At 72.3% G+C, this 23192-nt stretch carries 10 protein-coding genes; 3 read left to right on the top strand and 7 right to left on the bottom strand.

The window, feature by feature from the left end:
• Positions 1–2: 2 nt before the first annotated feature.
• From ACIBCT_RS16820 to ACIBCT_RS16850, 7 genes are all read right to left on the bottom strand, one after another.
• Positions 3–3221, bottom strand: a complete 3219-nt coding sequence (locus ACIBCT_RS16820; RefSeq protein ID WP_399189320.1) for an amino acid adenylation domain-containing protein — start codon at positions 3219–3221, stop codon at positions 3–5.
• Positions 3222–3318: 97 nt separating this feature from the next.
• Positions 3319–5982 (bottom strand): AMP-binding protein, encoded by a 2664-nt coding sequence (locus ACIBCT_RS16825; protein ID WP_399189322.1) that lies wholly within the window; start codon positions 5980–5982, stop codon positions 3319–3321.
• 188 nt (positions 5983–6170) lie between these two features.
• Complete coding sequence (locus tag ACIBCT_RS16830) at positions 6171–7259, bottom strand: LacI family DNA-binding transcriptional regulator (RefSeq protein WP_399189324.1); 1089 nt, start codon at positions 7257–7259, stop codon at positions 6171–6173.
• Positions 7249–8877 carry a glycoside hydrolase family 13 protein gene (locus tag ACIBCT_RS16835; protein ID WP_399189326.1) on the bottom strand — a complete coding sequence of 543 codons (1629 nt, stop codon included), beginning with the start codon at positions 8875–8877 and terminating at the stop codon, positions 7249–7251. Before ACIBCT_RS16835 ends, ACIBCT_RS16830 begins: the two co-directional genes overlap by 11 nt.
• Positions 8878–8928: 51 nt before the next feature.
• Positions 8929–9843, bottom strand: a complete 915-nt coding sequence (locus ACIBCT_RS16840; protein ID WP_399189328.1) for a sugar ABC transporter permease — start codon at positions 9841–9843, stop codon at positions 8929–8931.
• Positions 9840–10838 carry a carbohydrate ABC transporter permease gene (locus ACIBCT_RS16845; protein WP_399189330.1) on the bottom strand — a complete coding sequence of 333 codons (999 nt, stop codon included), beginning with the start codon at positions 10836–10838 and terminating at the stop codon, positions 9840–9842. The genes ACIBCT_RS16840 and ACIBCT_RS16845 overlap by 4 nt, the downstream gene beginning before the upstream one ends.
• Positions 10839–10862: 24 nt before the next feature.
• A complete protein-coding gene (locus tag ACIBCT_RS16850) occupies positions 10863–12155 on the bottom strand; it encodes an extracellular solute-binding protein (protein WP_399189332.1) in 1293 nt (430 codons plus the stop codon).
• 445 nt (positions 12156–12600) lie between these two features.
• Between ACIBCT_RS16850 and pulA the strand changes: the two genes are divergently transcribed.
• The 3 genes from pulA to ACIBCT_RS16865 all read left to right on the top strand — a co-directional run bounded on the left by pulA (position 12601) and on the right by ACIBCT_RS16865 (position 23184).
• Positions 12601–18444 carry a pullulanase-type alpha-1,6-glucosidase gene (pulA, locus tag ACIBCT_RS16855; protein WP_399189334.1) on the top strand — a complete coding sequence of 1948 codons (5844 nt, stop codon included), beginning with the start codon at positions 12601–12603 and terminating at the stop codon, positions 18442–18444.
• Between the two features lie 179 nt (positions 18445–18623).
• Positions 18624–20366: a carbohydrate-binding module family 20 domain-containing protein gene (locus ACIBCT_RS16860; protein ID WP_399189336.1), complete on the top strand. Its 1743-nt coding sequence runs from the start codon at positions 18624–18626 to the stop codon at positions 20364–20366.
• A 169-nt stretch (positions 20367–20535) separates the two neighbouring features.
• Positions 20536–23184, top strand: a complete 2649-nt coding sequence (locus ACIBCT_RS16865; RefSeq protein ID WP_399189339.1) for a carbohydrate binding domain-containing protein — start codon at positions 20536–20538, stop codon at positions 23182–23184.
• Positions 23185–23192: the final 8 nt, after the last annotated feature.

The raw sequence follows: 23192 nt of genomic DNA on the forward strand, positions 1-23192 counted from the left end.
GGTCAGCGCTCCCCGGTGAGACGTTCGACGGCGGAGGCGATCGCGGCGATCGTGGGCTCGTCGTAGTAGACGTGCAGCGGCAGGTCGGCGCCCAGGCGCAGCCGGACCCTGGAGGCGATCTGGGTGATCGTCAGGGAGTGGCCGCCCAGTTCGAACAGGTCCTCGTCGAGACCGACGGCCTCGACGCCGAGCACCTCCCGCCAGATGTCGTGCAGCTCCGCGGCCACCCCGGTCAGGACGGCGGGCACGGTCGTGCCGGGCGCGGTGGCGCGGGCCCCGGGCGCGGGCAGGGCGGCCCGGTCGAGCTTGCCGTTGGCGGTCATCGGCAGCGCGGGCAACGCGACGACGTCGGCGGGGATCATGTACGGGGGCAGGGTGGTGGCGCAGTGCTCGCGCAGGTCTGCGGGTACCGTCGCGCACTCCAGGTAGGCGACCAGGCGCCGCTCCCCCTTGTCGTCCTCCCTGGCCACCACGGCGGCACGGGCCACGGCGGGGTGCTCCAGCAGCCGGGACTCGATCTCCCCGGGTTCGATGCGGTGGCCGCGGAGCTTGATCTGGTCGTCCAGGCGGCCGATGAACTCGATGAGCCCGTCGGAACGCCTGCGGACGCGGTCGCCCGTCCGGTAGAGGCGGCCGGGCCCGAACGGGTCGGCCGGGAAGCGGTCCCCGGTCAGCTCGGGCAGGCCGAGGTAGCCGTCGGCGACGCCGTCACCGGCGATGCAGAGCTCTCCGGGCACGCCCTCCGGGAGCAGCCGCAGCCGCTCGTCCAGCACGTGGACCCGGGTGTTGGCCAGCGGCGCGCCGATGGGCACGGTGGTGACGGGCTCGGTGACGAAGGCGCCGGTGGACCAGATCGTCGTCTCGGTGGGCCCGTAGACGTTGAACAGCCTGCCGGTCGCGCCGAGGATCTCCCGGGCCAGCGGGGCGGGCAGGGTCTCGCCTCCGGCCAGGGCGGTCGCGCCGGGCAGGTCGAGCCCGGCGTCCAGTAGCATCCGCCAGCCCGACGGGGTCGCCTGCACGTGGGTGACCCCGCTTCCCGCGGCCAGCCGTACGAGCTCGCGCCCGTCGGCGAGCGCCCCGTCGGGGGCGAGCACGACCCGCCCCCCGGTGACCAGCGGCAGGTAGAGCTCCAGTGCCGAGATGTCGAACGAGAGCGAGGTGAGCGCGAGCCAGCGGTCGCCGGGGGCCGAGCCGAGCAGGTCGCGCATGGCCAGCAGCAGGTTGGTCAGTGCCCGGTGCGGGATCCGCACCCCCTTGGGCCGTCCGGTGGAGCCCGAGGTGTGCAGCACGTACGCCGGGTCACCCGGCTCGGGCCACGGCGGCGGAGCCCCGGCCGCGGCGGGGGCGGGGACGGGGACGGGGACGGGATCCGCGGTCGCCCCGGCGGGCCGGGAACCCGGCCCGGTGGAATCGGCCGGGTCCGTGGAATCGGCCGGGTCCGCGGAATCGGCCGGGTCCGCGGAATCGGTCAGGTCGGTCAGGTCGAGGGTGCGGACGCCGGCCCCGGCGAGGTCGTCCCGGCGTTCCGGGCCGGTCAGGAGCAGCCCGGCGCCGGAGTCCTCCAGGATCAGGCGCAGGCGCTCGATCGGGTGGTCCGGGTCGAGGGGCAGGTAGGCGCCCCCGGCCCGGGAGACGGCGAGCAGGGTCACCAGGGTGGGCAGGGAGCGTCCCGCGCAGACCGCGACGAGCGTGCCCCGCCGCACCCCCAGCGCCCGCAGCCGCGACGCGAGCCCGTCCACGGCCCCGGCCAGCTCGGCGTAACTCATCGTCCGCGCGCCGCAGACCGCCGCGACCGCCTCGGGGGTACGGGCGGCCTGCCCGGCGATGAGCTCGGGCAGGGTCGCGGACGGGTAGGCGACGGCGGTGTCGTTCCACTCCGACAGCAGGCGCCGGGTCTCCTCCTCGCCGAGCAGCGGCAGCTCGGCGATCGGCAGGTCCGGGTCGGCGGCCACCGCGGCGAGCAGGGTGCGCCAGTGCTCCGCAACGCGCTCGGCGTCGTCGCCCTTCATCAGGCGCAGGTTGTACTGCAGGACGACGCCGAACCGGTCGGGCCCGTCCACGATGTGCGCGCGCATGGCGCCGCGGACGGTGTGGTTGAACAGCACCCATTCCACGTGGGCGCCGACGCCGTGGAACCCGGGCGCGGCCTCACGCCTGCGGTAGCCGAGGGAGATCGGCGCGAGCGAGACGCCGGGCCGTACGCCGCTGACGGCGCGCGACAGCGGCACCTCCCGGACCCGGAAGAGGCCGCGCAGGTCGGAGCGGAGGCCGTAGGCGAAACGCTGGTCGCCCACGAAGCGCCGGAAGCCCCACTCCGGCCGGAGCCGGGCGGTGACGGGCAGCTCGTTGACGAAGGCGCCGATCTGGTCGCGGGTCTCCGGCGAGCGGGTGCCCAGGTCGACGGCGACCGTCGGCTCGGCGTTGCCGTACCGGTACAGGAGGGCGTGCAGCGAGGCGAGGACGATCTCGAACCTGCTCGCCCCGATCTCCTCCGACAGCCGGGCCAGTGCCTCGCGTGCCGGAGCGGGCAGGTCGAACCGCACCGCCGCCCCCCGGTCCACCGCGGGCACCTCCCCGGTCAGGCCGGGCAGGACGACCTCGGCCGCCTCCCGCCGGCGCGGTCCCCAGAACTCGCGGGCGAAGGACAGGCTCGCCGCGACCCTGGCCTCGGCGCGGGCGGCGAGCTCGCGGGGATCGTCACCGTAGGGTTCCGGCAGGCCGGCTGGGGCGCCGGTGACCTCGGCCCGGTAGAGCGCGGCCAGGTCCCGCAGGAACACCGACGTCGACTCGCCGTCGAAGACGAGGTGGTGGACCACGACCAGCAGCGTCGCCCTGCGCGGGCCCTCCACGTACAGGGTGCCGCGCAGCAACGGCCCGCGCGTCAGGTCGAAGGGGCGCAGGATCTCCTCGGTGACCGGTCCGCCGAGCCGGTCGGCGCCGGTCTCGACGACGCGCAGCCCGGGCGGTTCCGCTGCGGGCGTCAGGTACGGCACGCCCTGGCGTTCGGAGACCACGCGGGTCAGCGACGGGTGCCGCGCGACGAGCGCCCGCCAGGCCGCGGCCAGCGCCGTGACGTCGAGGGGGCCGTCGAAGGTGACGGAGAACGGCATCGTGTAGACGGTCTCGGTGCCGCCCAGCCGTTCGTTGAACCAGATGCCCTGCTGGGCGAGTGAGGCGGGGACGGGGACGGAGCCGATCAGGGAATCGGTCTCGGACGTCATGATCACTTCCGATCGGAGACGGGATCCGGGAGGGAGAGGCCGGGTGGTGCTGAGACGGACGGGTCGCACATCGGGGAGGGGGCCCGGGAGAAGGTGCTCAGGAGACGGACGGGTCGCACAGGCGCCGGAACTCCCGGGCGAGGCGCTCGGCGTCCGGGCCCGAGCAGACGCCGGACACGGACCCGTCCTGCTGCTCGGTGAGGGTGAGGGACGGACCGCCGTCGGCGGGCGGCACGGCGGGAAGCGCCCACGGCTCGGACCTCAGGCCCGGCAGGTACGGTCCCGGCGCGAGCCCCTCGAAGAGGAAACGGGCGTCGTACGACCGGGGCGGGTCAGGGGGTCCACCGGTCTCGCGCGTACCGGACGTATCGGATGAGCGGATCGGGACGTCCAGCGCGAGCGGCCCGACGAGGAGGGCGTGGGCGGGGTCGTCCCGCCCGGGTTCGCGGACGAGCACCACGGGATCGGGCACTTTCCGCACCCGGGACACCGCGGCCGCCCAGCGGGCGAGCGCCGTCGTGTCGGCCGTGGTCCGCCCGGCGCGCGCCGCCTGCCGCATCCTGCCGGCCGTCTCCGGTTCCAGCCGGAAGGCGTGCACCTCACCTGCACCCTCTGGACGGCCAGGCCCGGCCGGCGCTGCCGGATCGAACGGGCCGGACGGGCCGTCCCGGCCGATGGATCGCGAGCGGCGTCCGGCCGCCCAGTCGGCGTAGGAGGCACGGGGAGCGCGGGAGCCGTCGGAGGGCGCAGCGGGCGGCCCGCCGGAGAGCGCGGCGGCATAGGCGGTCCCGAGCTCGTACAGGACGGTCTCCAGTGACCAGGCGTCGCAGACCAGCTCCGAGGCGCAGAGCACCAGCAGGCGGCCGTCCGGGGACGGGCCGGTGAGGATCGTCCGCCAGAGCGGCCCGCGCTCCACGTCGAAGGGCCTGGCCGACTCCTCCTCCACCCGCTCCGGGACGTCGTCGCCGCGGACCGCGTCCGCGGCGGGGAACACGACCAGCTCGGGGTCGGCGCCGGGGACGACCTCGGCGGTACGGACCCCGTCGTGGCAGGGGAACGCCAGCCGCAGCGCGTCGTGGGCGGCGGCGACCTCCCGCAGGGCCCGTCTGAGCACGCCCGGGTCCACCTCCTCGCTCACCCGTACGGCCACCCGGACCGTCTCGCCCGAGGCGAGCGGTCCGGACAGGCACCGCTCCTGCTCGGGGGTCAGGGGGACGGCGCGGCCCCGGGCGGCGAAGAGGGCGCGCACCCCGGACTTGACGATCTTGCCGATGTCGTTGCGCGGGAAGGAGTCCACCAGCAGGATCCGGGTGGGCAGCTCGTGCCGGGCCAGCCGTCCGGACAGGAAGTCGCGCAGCTCGTCCACGGCCACGGGGTACGCCGGGCGCACCGCGGCGGCGGGCATCGAGCCCATCACCGGGTGGGGCACCCCGACGACCGCGGCCTCGGCCACGGCGGGGTGCTCGTGCAGGGCGGCCTCGATCTGGACGGTGGACACCTTCAGGGCGCCGGACTTGATGACGTCGCTCTCCCGGTCGGACAGGTGCAGGTAGCCGTCGTCGTCGAGGTGGCCGACGTCGCCCATCCGGACCCAGCCGTCGCGGAAGACCAGCGCGCTGCCCTCGGGGTCGCCCACGTAGGTGCGCGCCGGGGCCGGGGAGCGGAGCCAGACCTCGCCGGTCTCCCCCGGCGGCAGGATCCGCCCGTCCTCGCCGAGGATCCGCAGGTCACCGGGGTCGGTGGGACGGCCGAGCGAGGTGGGCCTGGCCGGATCGACGATCATGGTCGTCTGCGCGGGCACCGCCTCGGTGGAGGTGTAGTGGTTGACCAGCGTCGCACCGGGAAACGCCGCGGCCAGGTCCTGGGCGACGGCCGGGGGCAGCGCCGCGGCCGAGGAGCCCAGCAGCAGCACGCTGGACAGGTCGTGCCTGCGGTGCGCGCCGGAGCCGAGCAGCTCGATCGCCATGGACGGCACCAGGAAGACCGTGCCCACCCGGTGCGCCTCGATGAGCCTGCAGAACTCCTCGGGCTCGAACACGTCGAGGGTGAGCGCCGCCGGGTGCGCGGTCAGGGCGTCCATCAGCATCATCTGCGCGGCGTTCGTCCCGATGGGGAAGGCGTGCAGGAAGCGCTCGGAGTGGGTGTAGGCCCGGCGCCGCGGGCGGAGCGGGCGGCCGTGGGTCAGGTTGGCGTGGGTGGCGCCGACGCCCTTGGGGGTTCCGGTGGTGCCGGAGGTGTAGACGATCTGGGCGAGGTCTCCCGGGCCGGCCGGGACGTCGACCGGCGAACCGTCGCCGGTGTCGGGCACCGTCGACCACCAGCGCCCGGTGCCCGGCTCGCGTGGGGACTCGCGTGGGGACTCGCGTGGGGACTCGCGTGGGGACTCGGACGGGCCGTGGAGCACGCCCGTGGCGCCGCAGTGGTCCAGGGTGTCGAGGATCTCGCGGTCGCTGAGCCGGGCCGAGAGCGGCACCGCCACGGCGCCCGCCTTGAGCACCGCGCAGAAGGCGACGGCGAACGCGGCCCAGTCCCGCCCGCCGAACAGCAGGCCGACGCGGTCGCGGGGCCGCAGTCCCCGCGCGATCAGGCCGCGGGCCGCGGCGTTGGACCACCGTTCCCAGCGGCCGAAGGTCAGGTCCTCCGATCCGAGAGGGTCGGCACCGGCGAGGGCGGGCCGGTCGGGGTCGGTCCGCGCCCGCGCGGCGAGCAGCAGGGGAACGGTGGGCGAGACGGTGGGCGGGGCGGGATCGTGCACACTCATGCGGGCCTCCTGGGCGGGCACGCGAGGTAGGCGGATCGAGCGAGGGGGGCGGGCCCGGATCGGTGACGGCCCGGGGACGCGCGTGCCGAACAGGAGAGGCGGCGGGTGCCGGTCTCCGTGGCGTGACGGGTGCGTGAAACGTGAGAGGGAGGAGGGCGGGGCCCGCCGGGAGGCCGGCGGGCGGGAGGTCAGCGCAGGATCTTGGGGCCGGAGCCCGTGGAGCCGCGCACGATGAGTTCGGGCTGGAAGATGAGCTCGGAGTGCTGCTGCCCGGGGGTGCCGGTGACGGCCTCCAGCAGGGTGTGCACGGCCGCGGTCACCATCGACTGCACGGGCTGGCGCACGGTGGTCAGGGGCGGGTCGGTGAACGCGATCAGCGGCGAGTCGTCGAACCCCACCACCGAGACGTCACCCGGCACCGTCAGGCCCCGGTCCCGGCAGGCACGGATCGCGCCCAGCGCCATCAGGTCGGACGCGCACACGATGCCGGTGCAGCCGCGCTCCAGCAGCTGGCCGGCCGCGGCCTGGCCGCCCTCCACCGAGAACAGCGAGTGCGAGATCAGCCCGTCCACCTCGGTCACCCCGAGCAGCCGGGACATCGCCCGCCGGTAGCCCTCGATCTTCCTGATCACCGGGACGAACCGGCCGGGACCGACGGCCAGGCCGATCCGCTCGTGGCCGAGGTCGACCAGGTGCTGCACGGACAGCCGGGCCGCGGCCCGGTCGTCCGGCGAGATGAACGGGGCCGGGACGTCGGCCGCGTGGCCGTTGAGCAGGACGATGGGCACGCCCTGCCCGATGAGCTGGGTGTAGCGGTCCGCGCGCGCGGTGACGTCCGCGTGCAGGCCGGAGACGAAGATGATGCCGCTGACCCCCCGCTCCACCAGCAGCTCGGTGAACTCGTCCTCGACCGCGCCGCCGGGGAGCTGGGTGCACAGCACCGGGGTGTAGCCGTGCTGGGTCAGGGTCTTCTCGAAGGCCTGGGCGAACGCCGGGAAGATGGGGTTGTCCAGCTCCGGGGTGACCAGGCCGATCAGCCCGTTGCTGCGCTGGCGCAGCCGCTGCGGGCGCTCGTACCCCATGACGTCCAGGGCCGCCAGCACCGAGCGCCGGGTGAGGGCGGAGACGCCCGGTTTGCCGTTGAGCACCCGGCTGACCGTGGCCTCGCTCACCCCGGCCTGGGCGGCGATGTCGGTCAGCCGGGCGGTGCCGTTGACGCCGCCGGTGCCGCCGGTGCCGCCGGTGCCGCTGCCGAGCGGGCCCGCGCTATACGCCATCGGTTCCCCACCAGACGGCGGAGTCGGGGGCGAGCCGTGCCAGGCCGTCCTCGACCGTCGTCCCGGCGCTGGCCAGCAGGATCCGCCCGGGGGCGGGCAGCGTGACCGGCTCGCCGGTGAGGTTGACCGTGCAGGCGAACCCGTCGCCCCGGCGGAAGGCCAGCGTTCCCTCCGGGGAGTCGAGCCAGGTCAGCGGGGTGTCGTCGAAGCTGCGGCGCTCGCGCCTGATCCTCAGCGCCTCGCGGTAGAGGTTCAGCGTGGAGAGCGGGTCCCGCAGCTGGGACTCGACGCTGAGGGGTCCCCAGGCGTCCGGGATGGGCAGCCAGGGGGCGCCGGTGCCCGGCAGCAGGCTGAAGCCGAAGTGCGGCTCGCCGTCGGCCCACGGGAGCGGCACCCGGCAGCCGTCGCGGCCGTCCTCGGGGTTGCGGTGGCGCTGCGGGTCGTGCAGGAACTCCTCGGGCAGGTCGAGCACCTCGGGAAGGCCGAGCTCCTCGCCCTGGTAGACGTAGGCCGAGCCGGGCAGGGAGAGCGTCAGCAGGGCGGCCGCCCGGGAACGGCGCAGGCCGAGCTCGCCGCCGCCGTAGCGGGTCGGGTGACGCTTGACGTCGTGGTTGGACAGCACCCAGGTGCTGGGCGCGCCGACCAGGTCGGCGGTGGCCAGCGACTCCTGGACGACCGCTCGGAACGCGTCGGCGTCCCAGGGGGTCTTGAGGAAGTGGAAGTTGAACGCCTGGTGCATCTCGTCGGGGCGGACGTAGTTGGCCAGCCGCTGCGGGGACGGCGCCCACGCCTCGGCGACGCCGATCCGCTCGCCCGGGTAGGAGTCGAGCAGCCTGCGCCAGGCGCGGTGGATGTCGTGCACGCCGTCCTGGTCGAAGAACGGCACCACGTCGGCGCCGATCATCTTCACCTGGTCGGGGTGGCCGACGTCGGGCAGGCCCTCGGCCTTGACCATGCCGTGGGCGACGTCGATGCGGAAGCCGTCCACGCCCAGGTCGAGCCAGAAGCGCAGGATCGACTCGAACTCCGCGTGGACCTCGGGGTTCTCCCAGTTCAGGTCGGGCTGCTGGGGGGCGAACAGGTGCAGGTACCACTCGCCGTCCGGCAGCCGGGTCCACGCCGGGCCGCCGAAGATCGACTCCCAGTCGTTGGGCGGCAGCTCACCGGCCGCGCCCCGGCCCGGGCGGAAGATGTAGCGCTCCCGCGCCGCCTCGCCGGGGCGTGCCGCCAGGGCCTCCAGGAACCAGGCGTGCCGGTCGGAGGTGTGGTTGGGCACCACGTCCACGATCACGCGCAGGCCGTGGCGGTGCGCGTCGTCGATCAGGGCCCGCGCGTCGGCCAGCGACCCGAAGATCGGGTCCACGTCCCGGTAGTCGGCCACGTCGTAGCCGAAGTCGGCCATCGGCGAGGTGAAGAACGGGGTGAGCCAGACCGCGTCGACCCCCAGGTCGGCCAGGTACGGCAGCCTGCCGCGCGCGCCGAGCAGGTCCCCCACGCCGTCGCCGTTGCCGTCGGCGAAGCTGCGTACGTAGACCTGGTAGATCACCGCGTCGCGCCACCACCGGGTGGCGGTGCCGGTGCCCGATGGTGACGGGTCCGCGTGAACGAGCTCGGTCATGGTTGAGTCCCCCGATCAAATGACATGTCAGGACGTGATAGCACGGGAGTGTTACGCCTTCGTGGCGCCGCTGGTGAGCCCGGCGACCAGGTGCCGCTGGACCAGCAGGAAGACGACCGCCGCGGGCACCGCGATCAGCACCGCCGAGGCGGTGAGCAGTCCCCAGTCCGACCAGTGCTGGCCGACGAACTGCTGCAGGCCGATGCCGAGCGTGCGCTTCTCCTCCTGGGACATGAAGACGGTCGCGTAGGCGACCTCACCCCAGGCGGTCATGAAGGAGTAGAACGCGGTGACCGCCAGGCTGGGCCTGGCCAGCGGCAGGATGACCCGCCAGAAGGTGCCGAACGGGGTCAGGCCGTCGACCATCCCCGCCTGGTCGATCTCGCGCGGGATGGAGTCGAAGTAGCTCTTCATCATCCACGCGCAGAACGGGACCGCCACGGTCATGTAGGCGATGACCAGGCCGGGGATCTGGTTGAGCAGTCTCAGGCCGGCCATCAGGTTGTAGAGCGGGACGATGAGGATCGCCACCGGGAACATCTGGGTGACGAGCAGCATCCACATGACCCCGCGGTAGCCGGGGAAGCGGAAGCGGCTGATCGCGTACCCGGTGGTGGAGGCCAGGAAGACGCCGATGACGGTGGTCAGGGCGGCGACGATCACCGAGTTGAGCAGCCAGGTCGGGAACTGCGTCTCGGTCAGCACCCGGGTGTAGTTGTCCAGCGAGGGCTGGTTGAAGATCTCCAGCTCGCTGGAGAGCCAGCCGTTGCGCGGCTTGAGCGAGGTCAGGACCAGCCACACGATCGGGAAGAGCGAGACGGCGACCGCGGCGAGCAAGGTCGCGTGCAGCAGGACGGAACCGCCCAGGCCGCGATCTCCCCGTCCCCGGGCGCGCCGGGCCGGGCCGGCGGTGCGTGCGGTGTCGCCAGCGGTGCCGGTGGTGCCGGCGGTGCTCACGGTGCTCACCAGACCTCCCCTTGCTTGCGCAGCGAGCGCCGGTAGACCACGGCCAGCACGACGAGGAGCAGGAGGATGATCACTCCCCAGGCCGCGGAGTTGGAGTAGTTGCGGACGCCGGTGAAGGCCTCACGGAAGGCGTAGGTGACCAGGATCTCGGTGGAGCTGCCGGGCCCGCCCCCGCTGATCAGGTAGATCACCGGGAACATGTTGAACGTCCAGATCGTGCCCAGCAGGACCACGGTGCTCGACACCGTGCTCAGGCCGGGCAGGGTGATGAAGCGGAAGCGCTGCCACGGCGTGGCGCCGTCCACCTCGGCGGCCTCGTAGAGCTCACCGGGGATCGACTGGAGCCCGCCCAGCATGGCGACCATCATGAACGGCACGCCCATCCACACGTTGACCGCGATGACCGCGATCTTCGCCGTGGTCGGGTCGTCGAGCCAGCCGACCGCGCCCAGGCCGGCGGCCCTGAGCATCGCGTTGATCACGCCGAAGTCGCTGTTGTACAGGTAGCGCCAGATGAACGCGGAGACGAACCCGGGGATGGCCCACGGCAGGATGAGCAGCAGCCGGTAGGCCGAGCGGAACCGCAGGCGCCGGTTGAGCAGCAGGGCCAGTCCCAGGCCCAGGCCGTAGTGCAGCGCCACGCAGGCGACGGTCCAGATGACCGTCCAGGTCAGCTTGTCCCAGAACAGGGAGCTGGTCAGGATCCCGACGTAGTTCTCGAGGCCCACGAACTCGTAGGTGGAGGGGATGACGTTGACGCCGATCGTGCGGCCGATGTTGGCCTCGGTGGCGTCGGTCAGCGACAGGTACACGCCACGGGCCAGCGGCCAGCCGATCAGCAGGCCGGTGACCAGGATCACCGGGGCGACCATGGCCAGGGCGTACCAGTGCCTGCCCATCGCCCGCCGGAACGGGCCGCCACCACCGCCGGACCGGCGGCCCCGGCCGCGGGCGCCGTCGGCGCCCGCGGCCCGGTCCCTGGTCGTGCTGCTCACACGTCCAGTCGAGAGCGCCACGGCTCAGCTCCAGTCCTTGAAGATGCCGCGGTACTGGCCGTCGACCTTCTTGAGCATCTCCTCGGGGGTCGTCTTGCCGCCGACCAGCGACTGGTAGCCCTCCAGCAGCGGCTGGAAGAGCTGGCCGCCCTCGGGGATCCACGGCCGGGGGGCCGCGGTGTCCATGATCGGCTTGAAGACGGCGACGTCCTTGTTGCCCTGCACGTCGGGGTTCTCGTAGGCGGAGGTCCGGGTCGGCAGGAGGCTGATCTCCTTGGCGACCTTGGCCTGGGCCTCGGGGGTGCTCATGAAGCGGACGAACTCGTAGGCGGCGTCCAGCTTGGGGGAGCCCGCGTAGATCGCCAGGTTCCAGCCGCCGGTGGGGGCGCCGGCCTTGACCGAGCCGGCCGGGACCGGGGCGATGCCCAGGTTCTCCTTGTCCTTGAACTCCTTGCCCTGGTAGATCTCGGCCAGCGCCCACGGGCCGTTGTAGATCATCGCGGCCTTGCCGTCCTTGAGGGCGGTCATCGCGTTGGCGTAGCTGTCCTGGATGGCGGGCTTGGGCGCGGCGCCGGAGGTGACCAGGTCGGCGACGGTGGCCATGGCCTTGACGTTGGCCGGGGAGTTGACGGTGATCTTCTTGTTCTCCACGTCGAGCAGGTCACCGCCCTCGCCGTACATGAAGGGCAGCAGGAAGTAGGAGTCGACGTTGAGGGCCAGGCCGTTGACGCCGGTCTTCTTCTTGACGTCGAGCGCGACCTGCTTGAGCTCCTCGACGGTGGTGGGGGCCTTCTCGTGCCCGGCCTCGGCCAGCAGCTTCTTGTTGTACAGCAGCGCCAGGGTGTCGGTCACCTGCGGCACCGCGTACGTCTTGCCCTGGTACTTGGTGCTGCTCAGCGGGCCGGGCAGGAAGTCGGACTCGTTCTCGACGGCGCGGGTGCCGTCCAGCGGCTGCAGGTAGCCGAGCGAGGCGAACTGGGAGGTCCAGGCCACCTCGGAGCGGATCACGTCGGGCGCCCCGGCGCCGGCCTGGGCCGCGGTCTGGAACTGGTTCTGCGCCTGGTCGGAGGGGACGTTGACGTACTTGACCTTGATATTGGGGTACTTCGCCTGGAACTCCTTGATGAGCGCCTGGAACGTCGGCCCCTCGCTGTCCGGCCGGACCGTGTCCCACCAGGTGATCTCACCGCTGATCTTCGACGGGTCGGCCGCCGCGGACTGGGCGGGGGCCGCCGGGGCGGCCTCACCGCCACCGCAGGCGGAGACCGCCAGGGCGAGGGCCGCGACGATCGTCGCAGCCGAGAAGGCTCGCCGCATGTTCTCTCCTCAGGTTCAAGGGGGTGGCCGGACATCGAATGACATCGAACGGGATCGAACGGAGCCGTCCGGCCGGTTCTGGAGTACGCCGGACGTTACGCCGACGTGAACCTGAGTGGAAGAAGTTTCTGCAAGAGTCTGCAAAGTCGTTACAAATGCCTCCCCAAGCCGATGATCCACCGATCCATCCCACAAATCCACACACCCGTATTGACCGTCAAATACCCATAAATCCTATTTGTACGGTTTGCAGGGACGGCGCATCTCCCTTCCGGCACCGTCGGCTTACCGGATATTCAGAAAATTGCCGCAAGGGATTGCACAGACGTGTCCCAATGAGTAACTTCCGGGCAATACCTCCGAAACAACCTCCGTGGAGGCCCCCGTGGTCTGGCCACTCCCCCCACGGCGCGCGAGAACGACCTCGCTGGCGAGCGTCGCGCTCGTGACAGCCCTGATCACCCCCCTCGCCGCCACCCCGCCCCCCGCCGCCGCGTCCGCCTCCCCCGCGTCCGCCCCGTCGTCGGCGTCCCCGGCGTCCCCGGCGTCCCCGCCGGCCCTGTCATCGGGTTCCTCACGGGTGCGGATCTCCGCGCCCGTGGTCTCGCCGCTGAGCCGCGATGCCGAGCCCTCCGACAGGGAGCTGGCCCGGGACGCGCTGCGCGCCGACCTGAGCCGCGAGCGCTTCTACTTCGCGATGACCGACCGGTTCGCCAACGGCGACACCCGCAACGACACCGGCGGCCTGTCCGGCGACCGGCTCGCCACCGGCTTCGACCCCGCCCACAAGGGGTTCTACCAGGGCGGCGACCTCAAGGGCCTGCTCGGCGGGCTCGACTACATCAAGAAGCTGGGCAGCACCGCGATCTGGATCACCCCCGCGTTCGCGAACCGTCCCGTGCAGGGCACCGGCGCGAACGTCTCGGCCGGCTACCACGGCTACTGGATCACCGACTTCACCAGGATCGACCCGCACCTGGGCACCAACGCCCAGATGAAGGAGCTGGTGCGCGAGGCCCACCGGCGCGGGATGAAGGTCTTCTTCGACATCATCACCAACCACACGGCCGACGTCATCGACTACGCCGAGAAGACCTACTCCTACCGCTCCAAGGGCGCCTACCCCTACGTCGACACCGACGGCAGGCCGTTCGACGACCGCGACCACGCCGGCAAGGACACCTTCCCCGAGGTGGACACCGGCTCGTTCCCGTACACGCCGGTCGCGCCGAAGAGGGTCAAGACGCCCTCCTGGCTGAACGACCCGACGATGTACCACAACCGGGGCGACTCCACCTTCAGCGGTGAAAACGACCAGTACGGCGACTTCTTCGGCCTCGACGACCTGTGGACCGAGCGGCCCGAGGTCGTCAAGGGCATGATCGACATCTACCGGACCTGGGTGCGCGACACCGGCCTCGACGGCTTCCGCATCGACACCGCCAAGCACGTGAACATGGAGTTCTGGGAGCGGTTCTCCCCGGCCCTGCGCGGCTACGCCGCCCAGCACGGCAACAAGCGGTTCTTCATGTTCGGCGAGGTCTACTCGGGCGAGCCGGCCTTCACCAGCCGCTACTCCACCCGCGGCGGCATGAACGCCACCCTGGACTTCCCGTTCCAGGAGGCCGCCCGCTCCTTCGTCGGCGGCACCGCGGACGCGACCAGGCTGGCCAGGCTGTACGCCGGGGACGACCACCACACCGACGCCGACGGCAACGCCTCGTCGCTGCCGACCTTCCTCGGCAACCACGACATGGGCCGCATCGGCCGCTTCGTCGCCCAGGACAACCCCGGTGCGTCCGACGCCGAGCTGCTGCGCAGGGACCTGCTCGCCCACGAGCTGATGTACCTCACCCGCGGCCAGCCCGTCGTCTACTACGGCGACGAGCAGGGCTTCACCGGCTCGGGCGGCGACCAGGACGCCCGCGCGCCGCTGTTCCCGACCAAGGCCGCCGACTACCTCGACGACGACCTCATCGGCACCGGCGCCACCCACGCGCGCGACAACCACGACCCCTCCCACCCGCTCTACCGCGGCATCGCCGCCCTGGCCGGGCTGCGCGACGCCCACCCGGCCCTGGCCGACGGCGCCCAGATCGAACGGCTCGCCTCGGGCGGCGTCTACGCCTTCTCCAGGATCGACGCGAGCAGGCAGGTCGAGTACGTGGTCGCGGTCAACAACGCCGAGCAGGCGGCGACCGCGGCCGTGCCCACCTTCTCGGCGGGCGCCGCCTTCACCCGCGTGTACGGCGAAGGGCCGGCCGCGCTCACCACCGGCGCGGACACGAAGCTGGGACTCACCGTCCCGGCCCTGTCCGCGGTGGTCTACCGGGCCTCGGCCAGGCTCGCCGCCCCGGCCACGGCCCCGGCCGTCTCGGTCGCCCTGCCCGGCGCCGAGATCAGGGGCACCGCCGAGGACGGCCGGATCCCGGTCACCGCGACCGTGCCGGGCACCGGCTTCGACCAGGTCACCTTCGCCGCCAAGACGGGCGACGGCCCGTGGAGGGTCGTCGGCACCGACGACGCGCCCAACGCGGCGGCGACCGGCGGCGGCTCCTCCCGCGTCTTCCGGGTCTTCCACGACCTGCGGGGTCTCGCGGCGGGCACGAAGGTCTCGTACAAGGCCGTGGTGAAGGACTCCGCGGGACGGTTCGCCTCGGCGACGGCGACGGCCACGGTCGGCGCCGAGCCTGCCCCCGAGCAGCCCGGCACGGTGAAGCGCGACTGGCTGGTCGTGCACCACCAGCGCGCGGACGGCGACGGCGACGACGGCGACGACGGGGACGGCTGGGGCCTGCACGTGTGGGGCGACGTGGAGAACCCCACCGAGTGGGCCGCGCCGCTGCCGCTGACCGGTGAGGACGACTACGGCCGCTTCGCCTGGATCAGGCTCAAGCCGGGTGCCACCAACGTCGGGATCATCGTCCACAAGGGCGACGAGAAGGACGGCGGCGACCGGATCGTCGACCCCGCCAGGAACGGCGAGGTCTGGCTCAGGCAGGGGTCGGCCGCGACCCACACCTCCCGCGCCGCCGCGCAGGGGTACGCGACCGTCCACTACTCGCGCCCCGACAAGGCCTACGACGGCTGGGGGCTGCACCTGTGGGGCGACGGGCTCGCCGACGGGGTGCCCACCGAGTGGGCCGCGCCCAGGCCCGCGGACGGCGTCGACGCCTCGGGCGCGTTCTGGCGGGTGCCGCTGAAGAACGCGTCGCTCCCGGTGAACTTCATCGTGCACAGGGGGGACGTCAAGGACCCCGGAGCCGACCAGTCGTTCACCCCGGCCGCGCAGCCGGACGCCCACGTCGTGTCGGGCTCGGCCACGGTCCACCCGACCCGCGCCGCGGCCGAGAACGTCGCGATCCTGCATTACCACCGGCCCGACGGGAACTATGACGGCTGGGGACTGCACCTGTGGGGGGACGTGGCGGCTCCCACCGAGTGGGCCGCGCCGCTTCGGCCCGCGGGCCGGGACGCCTTCGGCGTGTACTTCCGCGTCCCCCTGACCGAGGGGGCCGCGAACGTGAGCTACATCATCCACAACGGCGACACCAAGGACCTGCCCGACAACCAGGCGCTGAACCTGGCCGCCGACGGCCACGAGGTGTGGCGGGTCGCCGGTACCGAGGGCCATCTGCTGCCCCAGCCGGCGGCACGCGGCGCCGACGCCGACCTGTCGAAGTCCTCGGCGCACTGGATCGACCGCTCCACCGTCGCCTGGAAGATCGACTCCTCGCCGTCGAACCGCTATGTCCTGGCCTTCTCCGGCAAGGGCGGCATCGCCTACGCAGAGGGGGACCTGACCGGTGACCTCAAGCTGATCCGGCTGACGCCCGGCGCGCTGACCGAGGCGCAGAAGGCGAGATGGCCGCACCTGACCGGGCACGCCGCGTTCACCGTCGACCCGCGCGACACCGACCTGGTGCGGGAGGCCGTGCGCGGCCAGGTCGTGGCAGCCGAACGCGACGTCTCCGGAGCCCTGCTGACCGCCACCGGCGTGCAGCTGCCCGGCGTGCTCGACGACCTGTACGCCGCGGCGGCCGGTGCCGGCCTGGGACCGTCCTGGCGCGGCGGCACGCCCGAGCTGTCGGTCTGGGCGCCGACCGCCCACAAGGTCGAGCTGGCGCTGTACCGCGACCCCTCGGGCGGGCCCCGCACCGTGCACGCCATGCGGCGCGACGACCGCACCGGCGTCTGGTCGGCGCGCGGGCAGCGCGGCTGGAAGGACCGCTACTACACCTTCCTGGTGACGGTCCACTCCCCCGCCGCGGGCAAGGTCGTCGTCAACGAGGTGACCGACCCCTACAGCCTGTCGCTGTCGGCCGGGTCCGGCCGCAGCCAGCTCGTCGACCTGTCCGACCGGGCTCTGCGGCCCGACGGCTGGTCGTCGCGGGCCAAGCCACCGGCCGTGCCCCAGAGCAGGGCGTCCGTGTACGAGCTGCACGTGCGCGACTTCTCCGCCTCGGACGCGACCGTCCCGGCCGCCAGGCGCGGCACGTACGGCGCGTTCACCGGCGACTCCGCGGGGATGAGGGAGCTGCGCGCCCTGGCGAAGGACGGGCTGACCCACGTGCACCTGCTGCCGGTCTTCGACATCGCGACCGTCCCCGAGCGCAGGTCGGAGCGGACCGAACCCGACTGCGACCTGGCCTCGATGGCCCCCGACTCCGAAGAGCAGCAGGCCTGCGTCGCGAGGACGGCGGCGAAGGACTCCTTCAACTGGGGCTACGACCCGCTGCACTACACCGTGCCGGAGGGCTCCTACGCCTCCGACCCGGAGGGGTCGTCGCGGATCAGGGAGTTCCGCGAGATGGTCGGCGGGCTGAACGGGGCCGGGCTGCGGGTCGTGATGGACGTGGTCTACAACCACACCCACGCCGCGGGCCAGGACCCCACCTCGGTGCTGGACCGCATCGTGCCCGGCTACTACCACCGGCTCCTCGACGACGGCAGCGTGGCCACCTCCACCTGCTGCGCCAACACCGCGCCCGAGCACGCCATGATGGGCAGGCTCGTCGTCGACTCCGTGGTCACCTGGGCCCGCGAGTACAGGGTGGACGGCTTCCGGTTCGACCTGATGGGCCACCACCCCAAGGCGAACATGGTCGCGGTCCGCGAGGCCCTGGACCGGCTCACCCTCGCCCGCGACGGCGTCGACGGAAAGTCGATCATCCTGTACGGGGAGGGCTGGAACTTCGGCGAGGTCGCCGACGACGCCCGCTTCGAGCAGGCCACCCAGGCCGGGATGGCCGGCACCGGGATCGGCACCTTCAACGACCGGCTGCGCGACGCGGTACGCGGCGGCGGCCCGTTCGACGCCGACCCCCGCGTGCAGGGCTTCGGCTCGGGGCTGGCCGGGGCGCCCAACGGCTCGCCCGCCAACGGCGACGCCGGCGCGCAGCGGGCCCGGCTGCTGCGCTACCAGGACCTGATCAAGGTCGGGCTGACCGGCAACCTGCGCGACTACGCCTTCACCGCCTCCGACGGGCGGCGCGTCAAGGGCTCGGAGGTGGACTACAACGGCTCACCCGCCGGGTACACCGCCTCCCCCGGCGAGGCCGTCACGTACGTGGACGCCCACGACAACGAGACGCTCTTCGACGCGCTGGCCTACAAGCTGCCGCAGGCGACGGGCATGGCCGACCGGGTGCGGATGCAGTCGCTCTCGCTGGCCACGGCCGTGCTCGGGCAGGGCACCTCGTTCGTGCACGCCGGCAGCGAGCGGCTCCGCTCCAAGTCGCTCGACCGCAACTCCTTCGACTCCGGTGACTGGTTCAACCGGCTGCTGTGGGACTGCTCGGCGGGCAACGGCTTCGGCTCCGGCCTTCCCCCGAAGACCGACAACGAGGACAAGTGGCCCTACGCCAGGCCGCTGCTCGCCGACCCGGCGCTCAAGCCGGACTGCGCGGCGATCGGCGCGGCCCGCGCCCGCTACGGCGACCTGCTGAGGATCCGCTCCTCCTCCCCGGTGTTCGGCCTGGACAGCCTGGCCGAGGTGCAGAAGCGGCTTACCTTCCCGACGAGCGGCACCTCGGAGACCCCGGGTGTCGTGACCATGCACCTGGACTCCTCCGGCATCGACCCGCGCTGGAAGTCGATCACCGTCGTCTTCAACGCGACCCCCGAGACGCGGCCGCAGACCGTGGCCGCCCTCTCCGGTGCCCAGGTGACGCTCCACCCCGTCCAGGCGAACGGCGACGACGCCGTCGTGAAGCAGTCGACGTTCGACCCGGCGACGGGCACGGTGACGGTCCCGCCACGCACGGTGGCCGTCTTCGTCCGGCCCTGACCCCGTCCCTTCCTCCCCCGATCCCGTCCCCTTCTCCCCCGGGCGCCCCGGGCCGTGCCGGACGTCCCCGGACGTCTCCGGGCGGCCCGCGGGCGACCACCTGAAAGACCCGCCGGGCCGGGTGTTGCAGCACCCGGCCCGGCCAGGGAACCCGTCCACTGATCTGGAGGCCCCCACCCGTGAAACCCTACCGAGTCATCATTGCCACGGCGTTGAGCGCGCTGGCCGGAGCCACCGTCCTGGTGCCCACCGTGCTGAGCGCCCCCGCCCAGGCGACCCCGCCCACCCCCGGCCCGATCGTCAAGCTGTGGAGCTGGAACTGGAACTCCGTCGCCAAGGAGTGCACCGACGTGCTCGGCCCGGCCGGGTTCGGCGCCGTCCAGGTCTCCCCGCCGAACGACTCGATGTCCAAGGGGGGCACGGTCTGGTGGGACGTCTACCAGCCGGCCCGCTACACCCTCACCAGCAAGTTCGGCAACGAGGCCGCGTTCAAGAACATGATCAACGCCTGCCACGCCGCGGGCGTCAAGGTGCACGCCGACGCCGTCATCAACCACATGACCGGCCAGGGCAGCACCAGCTACGGCGGCTACACCTTCGGCAAGTACGACTACCCGGGGCTGTACTCGGCGGCCGACTTCCACTCCCCCACCTGCGTGATCAACGGCTCGGACTACACCAACGACGCCGGGCGGGTGCAGAACTGCGAGCTGGTCGGCCTGGCCGACCTCAACACCGGCTCGAACTACGTCCGCGACCAGATCGCCGGATACCTCAACAAACTGACCTCGCTGGGCGTGGACGGCTTCCGGATCGACGCCGCCAAGCACATCAACCCCGCCGACCTGGCCGCGATCAAGAGCAGGCTCACCGGGTCGCCGTACATCCACCAGGAGGTCATCCAGGGCAACGGGGAGGCGATCTCCCCGAGCCAGTACACCGGGATCGGCGACGTCCACGAGTTCGTCTACGGCCGCAAGCTCAAGGAGCAGTTCGGCGGCGGGCAGATCAAGAACCTGCAGTCGTTCGGGCAGAGCTGGGGCCTGTCGGTGCCCGGCGACAAGGCCGTGGTCTTCGTCGACAACCACGACACCGAGCGCAACGGCTCGACCATGAACTACAAGAACGGCGACGCCTACCGGCTGGCCAACGTCTTCATGCTGGCCTGGCCGTACGGCGCCGCGCGGGTCTACTCCGGGTTCGCCTGGGGCAACAGCGAGGCCGGCCCGCCCTCGGCGAACGGTGGCTTCGTCACCGACACCAACTGCGGCAACGGGCAGTGGACCTGCTTCCACCGCCAGATGACCGGGATGGCCCGCTTCAACCGCGTCGTCAACGGCACCCCGGTCGCCAACTGGTACGACAACGGCAACAACGTGATCGCCTTCAGCCGCGGCACCAAGGGCTGGGTCGCGATCAACAACGAGGGCGCGAGCGTCACCCGCACCTTCACCACCGGCCTGCCCGCGGGGACCTACGCCAACGCGGCGGGCAGCGGCTCGGTGACCGTCTCCTCCGGCGGCACCGCCTCGGTCACCGTCCCGGCCAGGGGCGCGGTCGCCATCCACACCGGCGCCATGGGCCCCGGCCCGAGCCCGACCCCGACGGTGACCCCGACCGTCAACCCCGGCCAGGTCGCCACCACGTTCAACGCGAACGCCACCACGACCTGGGGCCAGAACGTCTTCGTCGTCGGCAACGTCCCCGCGCTGGGCGCCTGGAACCCGGCGAACGCGATTCCGCTGTCGTCGGCCTCGTACCCGGTCTGGAAGGGCACGGTGAACCTGCCGGGCGGCACGGCGATCTCGTACAAGTACATCAAGAAGAACTCCGACGGCTCGGTGATCTGGGAGAGCGACCCCAACCGCTCCTTCACCACCCCGTCGGGCGGTACGGCGACGCGTAACGACTCCTGGCGCTGACCTCTGATCCCGGCGGGGCACGGCCACCCCGTCGCCCCGCCGGCCCCGCCCCGGGCGCGCTCCCCCGCGCCCGGGGCCCGGCCCCGGGCGTTCCGCACGCCCGGACCACCGCCCCGGGCACCCTCGCGTGCCCGGGGCCGTTCTCCGGCCCCTCGATCAGAGGAACCCCATGCGCTCACCCGCCCACCGCACCGCGGGGCTGCTCGTCACCGCCCTGCTCGTCCTCGTCCCCCTGCTCGCCGCGATCCCCGCCGCCTCGGCGGCCGGCAGCGCCACCGTCTACTACGCGACCGGCTGGAACACCGCCAACGTCCACTACCGGCCCACCGGCGGCTCCTGGACCACCGTCCCCGGCGTCCCTATGGGCGAGACCGCCTGCGCCGGCTGGAAGAAGAGGACGATCGACCTGGGCTCGGCGACCGGCCTCAGGGCCGCCTTCAACAACGGCTCCGGCACCTGGGACAACAACGGCGGCGCCGACTACGTCCTCGGCACCGGCGTCAGCACGGTCAGGGACCGTGTCGTGACCGCGAACGCGGCGAACCCGTGCGCCCCCCAGGGCCCCGACACCGTCGCCCCCACCGCACCGGCCGGCCTCACCGCCATCGCGAACGGCACCTCGATCGCGATCGCCTGGGACGCCGCCACCGACGACGTCGGGGTGACCGGCTACCGGATCACTCGCACCGGCGGCACCGGCGGAACGAAGGTCACCGACGTCACCGGCGTCACGGCCACCGCGCACTCCGACACCGGCCTGGCCGAGAACACCGCCTACCGCTACACCGTCCAGGCCAGGGACGCCGCCGGGAACGTCTCACCGGCGAGCGCGGCGGCCACCGCCACCACCGGCCGCGGGCCCGCGCAACCGGCGGGCGGCACCCCGCTCGGCGGCGACCCCCGCGAGGACTCGATCTACTTCGTGATGACCGCCCGGTTCGCCGACGGCGACCCGGCCAACAACCGGGGCGGCAGCCAGCACGTGAAGTCCGGCAACGCCGCGAACGACGACCCGATGTTCCGCGGCGACTTCAAGGGACTGATCGACAAGCTCGACTACGTCAAGGGGCTCGGGTTCTCCGCGCTGTGGATCACCCCGGTCGTGCTGAACCGGTCCGACTACGACTTCCACGGCTACCACGGCTGGGACTTCCACCGCGTCGACGCCCGGCTGGAGTCCGAGGGCGCCTCGTACCAGGACCTGATAAACGCCGCCCACGCCAAGGGCATCAAGATCTACCAGGACGTGGTCTACAACCACAGCTCCCGCTGGGGCGCCAAGGGCCTGTTCACCCCCAAGGTCTACGGGGTGCGCGACGCCCAGTGGAGCTGGTACTACGACCAGCCCGCCCCGGGCTTCACCTACGACGGCAGGAGCGTGGAGCCGGTCTCCGGGAAGTCGTACCACAACGGCGACCTGTGGTCGACGGCCGAGCCGGCGGGCAACACCTGCCGCGACTGGGGCGTCCCGACCGGTGGCCAGAGCGCCGAAGGGTACCGGGTCTACAACTGCCAGTGGCCGAGCCCCACCTCGGGCATGTTCCCGGCGACCTATTTTCACAACTGCTGGATCGGCAACTGGGAGGGCGAGGACTCGCGCAGCTGCTGGCTGCACGAGGACCTGGCCGACTTCAACACCGAGAGCAAGGTCGTCCAGGACTACCTGATCGACGTCTACAACAGGTACATCGACATGGGCGTGGACGGTTTCCGTGTCGACACCGCCGTGCACGTCCCCCGGGTCACCTGGAACCGGCGGTTCCTGCCCGCGATCCGCGCGCACGCCACCGCGAGGTTCGGCGCGGCCAAGGCCAAGGACTTCTACGTCTTCGGCGAGGTCGCCGCGTTCGTGCACGACAAGTGGAACCGCGGCTCGGTCAACCACTCGGCGCAGTTCTACACCTGGAAGGAGCGAAAGCAGTACAGCGCCGACGACGTCAAGGCGGCCATCGAGCAGTACGACCACGAGAACCTGATGGGCACCGGGAACCAGCCCGTCAGCACCAACGCCACGCTGAACGGCAACGCCTACCACGCGCCCGACCACAGTGCCTTCTCCGGCATGAACGTGATCGACATGCGGATGCACATGAACTTCGGCGAGGCCTCCAACGCCTTCCACAACGGCAAGGACTCCGACGACGGCTACAACGACGCCACCTTCAACACCGTCTACGTCGACTCCCACGACTACGGCCCCAACAAGTCCTCGGTCCGCTTCGACGGCGGCACCGACGCCTGGGCCGAGAACATGAGCCTGATGTGGACCTTCCGCGGCATCCCGACGCTCTACTACGGCTCGGAGATCGAGTTCCAGAGGGGCAAGAGGATCGACTGCGGGCCGACCTGCCCGCTCGCCACCACCGGCCGCGCCTACTACGGCGGCCACCTGGCCGGGTCGGTCATCGCCCCGGACTTCGGCACCGTCTCCGGCGCCACCGGCGCGGTGGCGCAGACCCTGGACAAGCCGCTGGTCAGGCACGTGCAGCGGCTCAACCGGATCCGGCGGGCGATCCCTGCGCTGCAGAAGGGCCAGTACTCCATCGAGGGCGTCTCGGGCGACATGGCCTTCAAGCGCCGCTTCACGCAGGGGGCGGTGGACAGCTTCGTGCTGGTCTCGGTCTCCGGCGGGGCCACGTTCACCGGCATCCCGAACGGCACCTACGTCGACGCGGTCACCGGTGACACCAGGGTCGTCACCGGCGGGACGCTGACGATCGCACCCGGCGGCAAGGGCAACCTGAGGGCGTACGTCCTCTCCCTGCCCGGCAACCCGGCCCCCGGCAGGATCGGTGCCGCCGGGCCGTACCTGAAGTAGACCCTTCA

The organism is Streptosporangium sp. NPDC050855, from assembly GCF_044456585.1.
GTDB classification, from domain to species: Bacteria; Actinomycetota; Actinomycetes; order Streptosporangiales; family Streptosporangiaceae; genus Streptosporangium; species Streptosporangium longisporum.

Coding starts and splice junctions, on each gene's coding strand:
- ACIBCT_RS16820 (WP_399189320.1), bottom strand. CDS start 3,221: ATGACGTCCGAGACCGATTCCCTGATCGGCTCCGTCCCCGTCCCCGCC.
- ACIBCT_RS16825 (WP_399189322.1), bottom strand. CDS start 5,982: ATGAGTGTGCACGATCCCGCCCCGCCCACCGTCTCGCCCACCGTTCCC.
- ACIBCT_RS16830 (WP_399189324.1), bottom strand. CDS start 7,259: ATGGCGTATAGCGCGGGCCCGCTCGGCAGCGGCACCGGCGGCACCGGC.
- ACIBCT_RS16835 (WP_399189326.1), bottom strand. CDS start 8,877: ATGACCGAGCTCGTTCACGCGGACCCGTCACCATCGGGCACCGGCACC.
- ACIBCT_RS16850 (WP_399189332.1), bottom strand. CDS start 12,155: ATGCGGCGAGCCTTCTCGGCTGCGACGATCGTCGCGGCCCTCGCCCTG.
- ACIBCT_RS16865 (WP_399189339.1), top strand. CDS start 20,536: ATGCGCTCACCCGCCCACCGCACCGCGGGGCTGCTCGTCACCGCCCTG.